Below are 12,676 nucleotides of genomic sequence, written 5' to 3' on the forward strand. Positions count from 1 at the left end.
AATTCCAGTGATATAAACCCAAGGTTAAATATGTTCCTAATAATTCTCAACTAAGATCAAAGTTAAGCTTTATTTTTTTACTTTTCACAATAGACATACAAGCTAAAATATGTCCCTGCTCTTCCTCTTTTTCCGTAAGATACTCATTTTCCAGCAATTCCACCTCTCCTTCTTCTAAAGAGCATTCACAACTTCCACAGATTCCGGACTTGCAGGAATAAGGAACAGGAAATTTCTGCATCAGAAGCTGCTGAAGGATTTTATCCTTATTATCAGGGAGCTGAGTTGTATATTTTTTCCCCAGCATGGTAAATTCTACCTCAATATTTTCAATCAGAGGGAATTCTTTTTCTACAGGATAAATATCATCATTAAATTCTTCAAAAAGCTCAAAATGAATATTCTTTTTCGGAATTCCGTGGTGATAACATGCATTGGCCAATGTCTTGATCATTTCACCTTTACCGCATATCAATACTTCATCTACCGCATCCCAGATGGTAGATTCTTCATCTGTATCGTCTAAATGAAGGATCTGATTGATGATAAGATTCAGTTTCTTTTCATCCAGCCTGCCATAGAAAAACTGGTCTGCTGTTTTTTCCTGTGAGAAAAAGTAAAATATCTGAAGCCTGTCTCCACATGTTCTGGCAAGATTATCCAGCTGCTCGCGATAGACTAAATCTTCTGAACTTTTATTTCCAAAAAATAAAAACAGACGTGTTCTGGGTTCATTGTAAAGAATATTTTTAAAATGACTCAAAATGGGGGTGATCCCAATACCCGCAGCAAAAGCAACAATAGTCCTGAATTCGCTGGGTTTGGATACGATTGTGAATCTCCCTGCAGGTTCACTCACCCATAACTCATCACCAGCGTTATAATTTTGAAATAGCTGCGAAGTAGCTCCTTCATTGGAATTGATCTTTATTCCCAAAGATATTTTACCTTCATAAGGTGCTGAAGTCATTGAATAATCATTAATAACCTCTTTCCCATGTGAATGAAACCGTATACTGACGAACTGGCCTGCTTCAAATCTGAAATTTTCCTTTAAATTCTCAGGAATATCAAACTCCAGAGAAAAAGTATTTTTGGTCAGCTCTTCCTTTTTCGCTATTTTTAACGGATGAAACTGTATCAGTTTCCCTTTATAGATTTGTTGTTCCATAACTTCAATTCAAAAATAGATAAAAAATAATTTATGAAGAAGATAATTTTTTCCATGTTACTTCTTACTGCACTGTACAGCTGTAAAAAAGAAGGTCAGAAAACTGAAAACACTGCAGCCGCAGACTCCCTTTCGGCATCTCAAACTACAGAAAATGAAGAAAGTAGCATTCTTCCCAAAGAACTTTCTCCAGAAAATGTAAGCCAGCATTTAGCAAAAAATAATGATACATTATATGTCACCAATTTTTTTGCAACATGGTGCGGCCCTTGTATGAGAGAAATCCCAAGTTTTAAAAATAAAATGGAGGAGTTGAAGGGAAAACCTGTAAAATTCACTTTTGTAAACCTTGACGAGAAGGCAGAATGGGCTGGTGCTGTTAAGAATTTTGCCACAGAAAACAAACTGGGGGGAAATATTATCTTACTGGACGGACAAAAACTGGATCAAAACTTTTTCCATAACAATTTCAAACAGTGGGACGGAGGTTCTATTCCTTTTACTTTCATGAGAAAAGGTGATAAAACCGATGAATATCTGGGAATGATGACGGAAGATGTATTGAATTCAAAAATTGATTCTTTCTTAAAATAAAATAGGCCGAACTCTTTCTGAATCATGTCAAAAAAGTTTAAAATCCTGTGTTTATTATTTGTGATTGCTATTATTATAAGTGCTGTCATTAATCTGAACACAGGATTTTTAAGTTTAAGCCTCCAGGATTTTTTTCAGGACTCTGCTCATAGTCAAATCGCCGAGATCCGTATCAACCGTGTTCTGGTGATGATGCTGGCTGGAATTTCAATTCCCACTTCTGGTTTCCTGATGCAGGAATATTTTCAAAACCCGCTGGCAGGGCCTGATATACTGGGAATAACGTCGGTTGCCAGTTTATCAGTTGCCTTTTACATCTTCTTTTCTCATGATATTTTCCTTCCTGAATTTTTACAGAACAGTTTCCTCAGCTTAGCAGCTATTGGAGGAAGTTTACTGTTAATGCTGATACTGCTCTCCATGTCCAATAGGTTTCAGGATAAGTCCTATCTTATTATTTTCGGATTTCTGATATCTGCTTTTGCTGGTGCCATTGTATCTCTGTTACAATTTTATGCGGAAAACCAGAGTCTGAAAAATTATATTTTATGGTCTTTCGGAGCTAATAATATGGTAACGAGAAACCAGATTTATATATTGTTTATTTTAGTTTTAATTGGAATGACAATATGTTTCAGAGCCATAAAGCCACTCATTGGTAATTCACTTGGTAATTCCTATGCACAAAGTTTGGGAGTAAATTTGAAACAGCTGAAACTTTTAATAATAGTAGCATCGTCTATTCTATCCGCTTCTGTTACGGCATTTTTAGGACCTATTCTCTTTATCGGAATTATTGTTCCTCACTTCTGCAGACTCGTTTATAATCCATCAAAATTATGGCAGCAATGGATTCTTAATATGTTTCTGGGAATGCTGATCATGCTATTCTTCTCAGTTATTGCAGAAAAAACGCAGATCCCTTTGAATGTGATAAGTTCTGTATTCGGTATTCCTGTCATTCTGATGATGCTGTTGAAGCAGAATAAAGTTTAAAATACAATGATTAATAAAATGAATTGTTAATATAAAGCTCCTAACAGATTATATAGGTCAAGCAGATTTTGAGAATAAATCCTTAAATTTCTTCATTAAATAAAAGAGAAAATATTCGTAATGTGTCATTCCGAAGGAATCCATACTAACTTTGCAGAGATGCTTTCAGCATGACTTACTAAACACGACTTATCTTACTATAAATAAAGTAATGAACATTAGAATAACACAAAAACAATTAATTACTGCACACATCATTTTGTTTGTTGTAAGTTTTGCAATCCTGGAGTATTCAAAAATGTTTCGAATGAATCAGAAATTACATTGGGTTTATTCTTGGGGCCATAATTGGTGGATTTTTTTTGCACTACCTTCTGCTTTTTGGGGTTCTATTATCTTAGGTAGTTATACTTTATGGAAAATCAAAAAAAATAAATTCTTATATTTATTTTTAAGTTTTCTACCTATTCTGTTATTTATAATTCTTTTCTTATTTTAGTTATGCACCTACAGATCAAACAATCAGATATCGGCTACAAAACAACTTTAATTTCCAATGCTAATGCAAATTTGAAGCTTGGTGATGTGTGCCTGCTGATTGGTAATAACGGTGTAGGAAAAACAACATTAATCAAATCTATTCTGCATCAAATGCCTTTACTGAATGGAGAGATTGCTATTAATGGAAAAAATATAAAAAATCTTTCTGTAAAAGAAATTGCAGAGAATGTTGCTATTGTCTTTTCCAAATCTGTTATTCCGCAGCATTATACAGTTGAGGATCTTATTTCTCTGGGAAAATACATCTACTACCCTTTCTATTTTGAACTGAAAAAAGAAGACCGCGAAGAGGTGGCTCATATTATTGAAGAACTGAATTTGAATCAGTACAGATATACTCTTTTGAAAAACCTCTCTGACGGAAATCTTCAAAAAGCATTTATCGGACGGGCTATCACCCAGAATTCCCCTATTATTATTCTGGATGAACCGACTACCCATCTGGATGAAAAAAATAAAATTATTATTCTTAAAACTTTAAGAAAGCTTGCTAAGGAACAGAACAAACTTATTCTGTTTTCTTCCCACGACTGGAGACTCGCCAAAGAATTTGCAGACAAAATATGGTATGTAAAAGAAAATCATCTGTATTCAGGGATTGTGGAGGACATTTTGCTGCAGCACGATGAACTTACTAATGCTTCGTTATTTCAAATCAATGAGACTTTTATTCCACCTTTAATCTCAGCACCGCAGTTTCACAAGGAAATGCTGTATTCTCTGCTTCAAAAAAACTTCCCAAAAGATCTTTCTGACCTCAATTTCGAATTTCAGCCCCCATTTTGGGTAATTGCTAAGGATTCTATGACTTACCAATGTGAATCTTTTGAAGAAATTATCAATTTAGTCAAAAACATTCATTAATACTTGATTTTCTTTGATTTATCTACATACTATGCATGCATAGTATTATGCTAATCATACAATTTAATCCGCTTATTTACAGTCTATTAACAAAATTTAACGTTAATAAATATTATGCATGCATAATATTTATTAAATTTGGGTAAAACCATTGGCGCAAAAATGATGGATCATAATAAGGAAAAAATAGAAAACGTAGATTTAATTTTAAAGCAGACCTGGCTGGCTGTTTCTAAAATGTACACAGAATTAGCTCAGGAACATGATTCCACGGCGGTACAGGCACTCACTCTTCTTAAAATAGATCCCAAAGAAGGAACGCGAAGTACCAATCTTGGACCGAAGATGGCTATTGAACCCACTTCATTAACGAGAATCATTAAACTTCTTGAGGATAATGGATACATCTATAAGGAAAAGACCACCACTGATAAAAGAGAGGTTATCATCAAACTTACAGACAAAGGATTAAACTCCAGAAATATGTCTAAAGAGGTGGTGGTGAATTTCAACAAGAAGGTTATGGAAAAAATTTCTCCGGAAAAACTGGAGGCTTTCAAGGATGTAATGGGGGAAATCATGAAAATAGCCAACGAATTATTAAATAACAGAAAATAAATTTTGATGAAGCCTTCGGGTTCATATCATCTTATACAAATAAAAATTTACATATGAAAAGAAGAATCAAACATGTAACGGTTCTTGGTTCAGGAATTATGGGAAGCGGTATCGCTGCTCACTTCGCCAATATCGGCGTTGAAGTATCACTTTTGGATATTGTTCCTTTTGAACTTACTGAAGCTGAACAGAAAAAAGGTTTGACCAAAGATGACAAGGGAGTAAGAAACAGAATTGCTTCCGAAAACTTTGAAAAACTGAAAAAAGCAAGTCCTGCACTTCTTTATTCACCTAAGTTTGCAGACAGAATTACAATCGGAAACTTCGATGATGATCTTCCGAAAATAAAAAATACAGACTGGATTATTGAAGTAGTCGTGGAAAGACTTGATATCAAGAAGTCCGTATACGAAAAGATTGAACAGTTCAGAAAACCGGGAACATTAATTTCTTCCAATACATCCGGTATTCCTATTCATTTCCTTACAGAAGGAAGAAGCGAGGATTTCAAAAAATATTTTGCCGGAACACACTTTTTCAACCCGGTAAGATACCTTCCTCTTTTAGAGATTATCCCAACTAATGATACAGATCCTGAGATCATTGATTTCTATATGAATTATGGAGCAAAATTCTTAGGTAAAACAACTGTTTTAGCTAAAGACACTCCTGCTTTCATCGCCAACAGAATCGGTGTATTCTCTATGATGGATCTTCTTCATAATGTACAGAAATTAGGACTTACCGTTTCTGATGTTGATAAATTAACAGGTCCTGTCATCGGACGTCCGAAATCGGCTACATTCAGAACAGCTGATGTGGTAGGTCTTGATACTTTGGTAATGGTAGCCAACGGCGTTCGCCAGAGCGGTGCGGAAGCCAATGACTTCAATGATGTATTTGCCCTTCCTCCTTATATCCAGAAAATGATGGATAATAAATGGTTAGGTTCAAAAACAGAACAAGGTTTCTATAAAAAAGTGAAAAATGCAGAAGGAAAATCTGAAATTCATGGATTAAACCTTGACACTTTAGAGTATGAACTTCAAGGAAAATCGTCATTCCCGACATTAGAATTAACCAAATCCATTGATAAGCCAATCGACAGATTCAAAGTATTAATCGGAGGTAAAGACAAAGCAGGTGAATTGTACAGAAAGTCTTTAGGAGCATTATTCGCTTACGTTTCACACAAAGTCCCTGAAATCTCTGACGAAGTTTATAAAATTGACGATGCCATGAGAGCCGGTTTCGGATGGGAAAACGGTCCATTTGAAATCTGGGATGCTGTAGGTGTTCAGAAAGGTATTGAACTGGCAAAAGATGCAGGATACGAAGTTTCTGAATGGGTGAAAAATGTAGAAACTTTCTATAAAGTGAATGACGAAGGACAAAGCATTTACGTTGATAAAAATTCAGGAGAATACAACAAAATTCCTGGTCAGGATGCATTTATCATCTTAGATAATATCAGAAAAAATAAAACACTTTGGAGCAATTCAGGTGCTGCAATTGAAGATTTGGGAGATGGTATCATCAACTTTGAGATCCGTTCAAAAATGAACTCGCTTGGAGGCGAAGTTCTTGACGGATTAAACAGAGCCATTGATTTAGCTGAAAAAGAATATGACGGATTGGTTGTAGGAAACCAGGGAACTAATTTCTCTGTAGGTGCAAACCTTGCTATGATCCTTATGATGGCTATCGAGCAGGATTGGGATGATCTGAATATGGCGATCGCTTACTTCCAGAAATCAATGATGAGAGTACGCTACTCTTCTATTCCTGTAGTAGTTGCTCCTCACGGAATGACTTTAGGTGGAGGATGCGAAATGACAATGCATGCAGACCGGGTGGTTGCAGCCGCAGAAACGTATATCGGACTTGTAGAAACCGGAGTGGGAGTAATTCCTGGTGGTGGTGGTACTAAAGAATTGACTTTGAGAACTTCCAGAGAATTCCACAACGATGACGTGAAGAATAACAGACTTCGTGATGCCTTCATGAACATCGCCATGGGTAAAGTAGCTACTTCCGCTTATGAAGCTTACGATATGGGAATCCTTGAAAAAGGGAAAGACATCGTTTCTGTAAGCAAAAACAGACAGATTGCTGAAGCTAAAAAAGTAGCAAAATTATTAGCTGAGCAAGGTTATACCCAACCTATAGAGCAAAAAGTAAAAGTTCTTGGTAAAGATGCATTAGGAATGTTCTACGTAGGAACAGACCAGATGCTAACCGGAAACTTCATCTCTGCACACGATAAGAAAATTGCGGATAAACTGGCCAACGTAATGGTAGGCGGAAACCTTTCCGAGCCAACTGTGGTAACAGAACAATATCTGTTGAACCTTGAAAGAGAAACTTTCCTTCAGCTTTGTGGGGAAAGAAAAACTTTAGAGAGAATTCAGTATATGTTGCAAAATGGGAAACCTTTGAGAAACTAACGGGAAGCTCCGTAGGAGCGAACTGTTAATAGCATGAATAATTTTAAAAGTTGGAAAGCCTCGTAGAGGCGACCTGTTAATGTATGGCAAACACCTACACTCAGATTTATATTCACATTGTTTTCGCTGTAAAAGGAAGACAAAATCTGATTTCAAAAGAAAACAGAGAAGAATTACATCAGTTTATTACAGGTATTATTTCCAATAGAAATCAAAAATTATTCGCAGTTTTTGCAATGCCTGACCATGTGCATATTCTTGTAAGTATGAATCCGACACTTGCGGTTTCAGATTTAGTAAGAGATATTAAAGCGGGTTCTTCAAAATTCATCAATGAAAAAGGATGGATCAATGGAAAATTCAATTGGCAGGAAGGGTACGGAGCTTTTTCTTACTCTAAAAGCAGTGTTGATTCTGTTGTAAAATATATTTTATATCAGGAAGAACATCATAAAAAGAAAACTTTTAGAGAAGAATATCTGGATTTTATGTCAAAATTTGAGATAGAATATGATCCAAAATATTTATTCGAATGGATTAATGATTAACAGGTCGCTCCTACGGAGCTCCGCAAAAAGCAAAAACAATATCTATGAACAGTTTACCTCTACGAGGCAAAAAAGTCTTAAAACAATTTAATTAAACAAAAAAATGAAAACAGCATACATAGTAAAAGGTTTCAGAACTGCCGTTGGAAAAGCTCCAAAAGGAAGTTTAAGATTTACAAGACCTGATGTAATGGCAGCTACCGTTATTGAAAAATTAATGGCTGAGCTACCACAATTAGATAAAAACAGAATTGACGACCTTATCGTAGGAAATGCAATGCCGGAAGCTGAACAAGGGCTGAACGTTGCACGTCTGATCTCTTTGATGGGATTAAATACAGATAAAGTTCCGGGAGTAACCGTGAACAGATACTGTGCATCAGGAAGTGAGGCAATTGCCATTGCTTCTGCAAAAATTCAGGCTGGTATGGCAGACTGTATCATCGCGGGTGGTACAGAATCAATGTCATATATTCCGATGGGAGGTTATAAGCCGGTTCCGGAAACGGATATTGCAAAAACAAACCCGGATTATTACTGGGGAATGGGTTACACAGCCGAAGAAGTGGCAAAACAATATAATATTACAAGAGAAGAACAGGATCAGTTTGCTTTTGAATCTCATATGAAGGCTCTAAAAGCCAATCAGGAAGGAAAATTTGCCAACCAGATTGTTCCGGTTCCTGTAGAATATAATTTCCTTGACGAAAATCAGAAAATGCAGACTAAAAAATTCGATTTTTCTGTAGATGAAGGTCCGAGAGCTGATACTTCTTTAGCTGGTTTAGCAAAACTAAGACCTGTATTTGCCAACGGAGGAAGCGTAACTGCCGGAAACTCTTCACAGATGAGTGACGGAGCTGCTTTTGTGATGGTAATGAGTGAAGAAATGGTAAAAGAATTAGGTCTTGAACCGGAAGCAAGATTAGTAGCCTATGCTGCTGCAGGATTAGAACCAAGAATTATGGGAATGGGACCTGTTTATGCTATTCCAAAAGCATTGAAACAGGCAGGTCTGGAATTAAAAGATATCGATTTGATCGAGCTTAACGAAGCATTCGCTTCTCAATCGGTTGCAATCAAAAAAGAATTAGGTTTAAATCCTGACATTCTAAACGTAAACGGAGGGGCAATTGCTCTTGGACACCCGCTTGGATGTACAGGAACAAAGCTAACCGTTCAGCTTCTTGATGAAATGAGAAGACGCGGTAACAAGTACGGAATGGTTTCTATGTGCGTTGGAACAGGACAGGGAGCGGCCTCTATTTTTGAACTACTTTAATCAATTATAGATTTTAAATTATAAATTTTAGATGCAATGGGTTTCAAAGAAGATAATTTGATCCAAATAAAAACTTTTGATTTTGCCTTAAGAATAATTAAATTTTATACTGAGTGTAAATCTCAAAACGAGTTTATTCTATCAAAACAAATTCTTCGTTGTGGAACTTCTATTGGAGCAAATGTAGAAGAAGCTATAGCTGCTCAATCTAAAAAAGATTTTATATCAAAGCTTTCTATTGCAAATAAAGAAGCGAGAGAAACAAGATATTGGCTGAAGCTTTATGATTCTTCAAATCTTGTTCAAATTGAGATCAATTCATATTTAAAAGACATTGAAATGATCATTAATATTTTGACTAAAATCATTAAAACATCATCTGAAAATTTATAACAACAAAATCTAATTTAAAATTTATAATCTAAAATTTAAAATAATAACAAATGAGCAATATACTTAAAGGCGGGGAATTCCTGATCAAACAAATTCCTGCAAACGAAATTTTCAGTATTGAAGAACTGAATGAAGAACAAAAGATGCTTCGTGATTCTGCGAAGGAATTTATCGATAGAGAAGTTGTTCCTCAAAGAGAGCGTTTTGAGAAGAAAGATTATGCATTTACAGAAGAAACAATGCGTAAACTGGGCGAAATGGGAATGTTGGGAATCGCTGTTCCCGAAGAATACGGAGGTCTTGGAATGGGCTTTGTCACTACAATGCTTGCCTGCGACTATCTTTCCGGAACTACAGGTTCATTGGCTACAGCGTATGGAGCACACACAGGAATCGGAACGTTACCAATTGTTCTTTACGGAACTGAAGAGCAAAAGAAAAAATACCTTCCGGATTTAGCAACAGGAACAAAATTCGGGGCTTACTGTCTGACAGAGCCGGATGCCGGTTCTGATGCGAATTCAGGGAAAACAAAAGCAAAACTTTCCGAAGACGGAAAACATTATATCATCAACGGCCAGAAAATGTGGATCTCTAATGCAGGATTTGCTGATACATTCACATTATTCGCTAAAATTGATGATGATAAAAATATCACAGGATTTGTCATCAACAGATCTGAACTTGAAAATCCTGAAAGCTTAACTTTCGGAGAGGAAGAGCACAAATTAGGTATCCGCGCATCTTCTACCCGTCAGGTTTTCTTCAATGATATGAAAATCCCTGTGGAAAATCTTTTAGGAGAAAGAAACAACGGTTTCAAAATCGCTTTAAATGCACTGAACGTAGGCCGTATCAAACTGGCAGCAGCTTGTCTTGATGCACAGAGAAGAATCTTAAACCACTCTATCCAGTACTCTAATGAAAGAAAGCAGTTTGGTGTTTCCATTGCTACTTTCGGAGCCATCAGAAAAAAACTGGCAGAAATGGCAACCGGAGTTTTCGTAAGTGAAGCAGGTTCTTACAGAGCTGCTAAAAACGTTCAGGATAAAATTGATGAGCTTGTTGCAGCAGGATTAAGCCATCAGGAAGCAGAATTAAAAGGTGTTGAGGAATTCGCGGTAGAATGTTCAATCCTTAAAGTATTTGTTTCTGACCTTGCCCAGCATACAGCAGATGAAGGAATTCAGGTGTACGGAGGTATGGGATTCTCTGAAGACACTCCTATGGAAGCTGCCTGGAGAGATTCAAGAATCTCGAGAATCTATGAAGGTACCAACGAAATCAACAGATTATTAGCTGTAGGAATGCTTATCAAGAGAGCCATGAAAGGTGAACTTGATCTTTTATCTCCTGCAATGGCCATCAGCAAAGAATTGATGGGTATCCCTTCATTTGAAGTTCCTGATTATTCAGAATTCATGAGTGAAGAAAAAGCAATTATCGCTAACCTTAAGAAAGTATTCTTAATGGTTTCCGGAGCAGCTCTTCAGAAATACATGATGGATATTGAAAAACAACAGCACTTATTATTAAATGCTTCTGAAATCCTTAACCAGATCTACATGGCAGAATCTGCAGTATTAAGAGCAGAGAAACATTTCTCTCCTGAATCTGTAGAAGCAGCTATGGCTCAGCTGAACCTTTACAAAGCTGTAGAGAAAATCATCACGGCAGCTAAAGAAGGAATTGTTTCTTTCGCTGAAGGAGATGAGCAGAGAATGATGCTTTCAGGATTAAGAAGATTTACTAAATATACCAACCATCCGAATGTAGTAGCACTTACTGAAAAAGTGGCAGCTCACTATATTGAGAAAGGAGCTTATTAGTCTTTAATACCATAAATTTGATTCAGCGTCCCAATTTTGGGGCGCTTTTATTTTTAGCCCACATTTCTTATGGTTATCATTGGATTTATTGGCAGCCAATAAGTATATTCAAAAAAAATCATTATTTTTATTCTAAATTAAATAACACATGAAGAAATTATTATTTCCCCTAGTCTTCATTTCGGCCATGTTTACGGCACAAAAAAAAGAAAATGTAATCCCTGTTCCCAAGGTTGATACAACCAAAATAGTTTCTAAAGGAAAATTCCCGGGATATTTTGCTCTGAAACCTGAGCATGCTCAGAAAGAACTTTACAAAATACTGACAGTTAAGCCTAAAGATACTGCTCTATATCTTGCTTTAAAAGAACCATCAAAGGATGAGTCACAATATAAAATTTTAAATTCAATTACTTCTGATAAGCTTCAGCCAAGCAGGAAAAAGATAATACCATCCAAATAAACACAATACAAAATAAAAATTATTACCATGGGAAAGTTTATTATCTCTCAAAAAACAAACGGAGACTTCCAGTTTAATCTTAAAGCAGGAAACGGACAGATCATTTTAACCAGTCAGGGATACAGTACCAAACCATCCTGTGAAAACGGAATCGGATCCGTAAAAATCAATGCACAGGAAGATGCAAAATTTGAAAGAAATACAGTGAATGACGGCAGGTGTTACTTTAATTTAAAAGCAGGAAACGGACAGATCATTGGAACCAGCCAGATGTATGAATCTGACAATGGTATGGAAAACGGGATAGAATCTGTAAAAAACAATGCTCCGCATGCTCCTGTAGAGGACGAAACAAACTTGTAAAATCATCTGAAATATTCTTCATAAAAAGGCCTTAGTTTTTAAGGCATTTTTTATTTTTGTAATCTATTTTTCGTAAAAAATGACAAAAGAAGAATTACTGAATAAAGCAATCAAAATTGCCGATAAGGCTCATAAAGGACAAACCGATAAATACCATGCTCCCTACATTGCCCACGTAATGCGTGTAATGAATTATGGTAAAACACTGGATGAAAAGATTGTTGGCGTTCTGCACGATGTGGTAGAGGATCACCCACTGGAATTCAGCCTGGATTATTTAAGATCGGAAGGGTTTCCTGAATATATTATTTTTGCCATCAGCTGTCTTACAAAGCTTGATCCTGAAGAAGATTATGATGAATTCATCAAAAGAACAGAACGATCTCTCCTTTCCGTTGCTGTAAAACTGAATGACCTTCGTGACAATATGGATCTCAGAAGAGTAAACAGAGAGCTTACTCCTAAAGACATCAAAAGATTCAACAAATATCTGAAAGCTTATCGTTACCTGATAGAGAAATATTAATCAAGAAAAATTTAATAAAAA

Annotated in this window: 13 protein-coding genes; 12 read left to right on the forward strand and 1 reads right to left on the reverse strand. The window is 36.0% G+C overall.

What is annotated here, in order from left to right:
- Positions 1-46 precede the first annotated feature (46 nt).
- Positions 47-1,171: a ferredoxin--NADP reductase gene (locus tag BW946_RS17340; protein ID WP_076597361.1), complete on the reverse strand. Its 1,125-nt coding sequence runs from the start codon at positions 1,169-1,171 to the stop codon at positions 47-49.
- Between the two features lie 33 nt (positions 1,172-1,204).
- Here BW946_RS17340 and BW946_RS17345 point away from each other — a divergent pair, with 33 nt between their 5' ends.
- The 12 genes from BW946_RS17345 to BW946_RS17405 all read left to right on the forward strand — a co-directional run bounded on the left by BW946_RS17345 (position 1,205) and on the right by BW946_RS17405 (position 12,655).
- Positions 1,205-1,765, forward strand: a complete 561-nt coding sequence (locus tag BW946_RS17345) for a TlpA family protein disulfide reductase (RefSeq protein WP_076597362.1) — start codon at positions 1,205-1,207, stop codon at positions 1,763-1,765.
- Between the two features lie 24 nt (positions 1,766-1,789).
- Complete coding sequence (locus BW946_RS17350; protein WP_076597363.1) at positions 1,790-2,761, forward strand: FecCD family ABC transporter permease; 972 nt, start codon at positions 1,790-1,792, stop codon at positions 2,759-2,761.
- Between the two features lie 501 nt (positions 2,762-3,262).
- On the forward strand, positions 3,263-4,186 hold the full coding sequence (locus BW946_RS17360; protein ID WP_076597365.1) for an ABC transporter ATP-binding protein: 924 nt from the start codon (positions 3,263-3,265) through the stop codon (positions 4,184-4,186).
- 165 nt (positions 4,187-4,351) lie between these two features.
- Positions 4,352-4,804, forward strand: coding sequence for a MarR family winged helix-turn-helix transcriptional regulator (locus BW946_RS17365; protein ID WP_062671553.1), 453 nt, complete (start codon positions 4,352-4,354; stop codon positions 4,802-4,804).
- A 53-nt stretch (positions 4,805-4,857) separates the two neighbouring features.
- Positions 4,858-7,251, forward strand: coding sequence for a 3-hydroxyacyl-CoA dehydrogenase/enoyl-CoA hydratase family protein (locus BW946_RS17370; protein ID WP_076597366.1), 2,394 nt, complete (start codon positions 4,858-4,860; stop codon positions 7,249-7,251).
- Positions 7,252-7,334: 83 nt separating this feature from the next.
- Positions 7,335-7,799 carry an IS200/IS605 family transposase gene (tnpA, locus tag BW946_RS17375; RefSeq protein ID WP_076597367.1) on the forward strand — a complete coding sequence of 155 codons (465 nt, stop codon included), beginning with the start codon at positions 7,335-7,337 and terminating at the stop codon, positions 7,797-7,799.
- Positions 7,800-7,902: 103 nt separating this feature from the next.
- Entirely contained in the window at positions 7,903-9,081 is a 1,179-nt protein-coding gene (locus BW946_RS17380; protein WP_076597368.1) for a thiolase family protein, read from the forward strand.
- A gap of 36 nt (positions 9,082-9,117) precedes the next feature.
- Positions 9,118-9,474, forward strand: coding sequence for a four helix bundle protein (locus BW946_RS17385; protein WP_076597369.1), 357 nt, complete (start codon positions 9,118-9,120; stop codon positions 9,472-9,474).
- 50 nt (positions 9,475-9,524) lie between these two features.
- Positions 9,525-11,303, forward strand: coding sequence for an acyl-CoA dehydrogenase family protein (locus tag BW946_RS17390; RefSeq protein WP_076597370.1), 1,779 nt, complete (start codon positions 9,525-9,527; stop codon positions 11,301-11,303).
- Between the two features lie 148 nt (positions 11,304-11,451).
- A complete protein-coding gene (locus BW946_RS17395; RefSeq protein WP_076597371.1) occupies positions 11,452-11,766 on the forward strand; it encodes a hypothetical protein in 315 nt (104 codons plus the stop codon).
- 27 nt (positions 11,767-11,793) lie between these two features.
- A complete protein-coding gene (locus BW946_RS17400; RefSeq protein WP_076597372.1) occupies positions 11,794-12,129 on the forward strand; it encodes a YegP family protein in 336 nt (111 codons plus the stop codon).
- Positions 12,130-12,208: 79 nt separating this feature from the next.
- Positions 12,209-12,655 carry a phosphohydrolase gene (locus tag BW946_RS17405; RefSeq protein ID WP_034694511.1) on the forward strand — a complete coding sequence of 149 codons (447 nt, stop codon included), beginning with the start codon at positions 12,209-12,211 and terminating at the stop codon, positions 12,653-12,655.
- The last annotated feature ends 21 nt before the right edge of the window (positions 12,656-12,676 follow it).

This window comes from Chryseobacterium sp. RU33C, assembly GCF_900156015.1.
GTDB classification, from domain to species: Bacteria; Bacteroidota; Bacteroidia; order Flavobacteriales; family Weeksellaceae; genus Chryseobacterium; species Chryseobacterium candidae.

What these genes read in the sequence shown, in the direction of transcription:
- BW946_RS17340 (WP_076597361.1), bottom strand. Translation starts at nt 1,171, where the DNA reads ATGGAACAACAAATCTATAAAGGGAAACTGATACAGTTTCATCCGTTA.
- BW946_RS17345 (WP_076597362.1), top strand. Translation starts at nt 1,205, where the DNA reads ATGAAGAAGATAATTTTTTCCATGTTACTTCTTACTGCACTGTACAGC.
- BW946_RS17350 (WP_076597363.1), top strand. Translation starts at nt 1,790, where the DNA reads ATGTCAAAAAAGTTTAAAATCCTGTGTTTATTATTTGTGATTGCTATT.
- BW946_RS17360 (WP_076597365.1), top strand. Translation starts at nt 3,263, where the DNA reads ATGCACCTACAGATCAAACAATCAGATATCGGCTACAAAACAACTTTA.
- BW946_RS17365 (WP_062671553.1), top strand. Translation starts at nt 4,352, where the DNA reads ATGGATCATAATAAGGAAAAAATAGAAAACGTAGATTTAATTTTAAAG.
- BW946_RS17370 (WP_076597366.1), top strand. Translation starts at nt 4,858, where the DNA reads ATGAAAAGAAGAATCAAACATGTAACGGTTCTTGGTTCAGGAATTATG.
- tnpA (WP_076597367.1), top strand. Translation starts at nt 7,335, where the DNA reads ATGGCAAACACCTACACTCAGATTTATATTCACATTGTTTTCGCTGTA.
- BW946_RS17380 (WP_076597368.1), top strand. Translation starts at nt 7,903, where the DNA reads ATGAAAACAGCATACATAGTAAAAGGTTTCAGAACTGCCGTTGGAAAA.
- BW946_RS17385 (WP_076597369.1), top strand. Translation starts at nt 9,118, where the DNA reads ATGGGTTTCAAAGAAGATAATTTGATCCAAATAAAAACTTTTGATTTT.
- BW946_RS17390 (WP_076597370.1), top strand. Translation starts at nt 9,525, where the DNA reads ATGAGCAATATACTTAAAGGCGGGGAATTCCTGATCAAACAAATTCCT.
- BW946_RS17395 (WP_076597371.1), top strand. Translation starts at nt 11,452, where the DNA reads ATGAAGAAATTATTATTTCCCCTAGTCTTCATTTCGGCCATGTTTACG.
- BW946_RS17400 (WP_076597372.1), top strand. Translation starts at nt 11,794, where the DNA reads ATGGGAAAGTTTATTATCTCTCAAAAAACAAACGGAGACTTCCAGTTT.
- BW946_RS17405 (WP_034694511.1), top strand. Translation starts at nt 12,209, where the DNA reads ATGACAAAAGAAGAATTACTGAATAAAGCAATCAAAATTGCCGATAAG.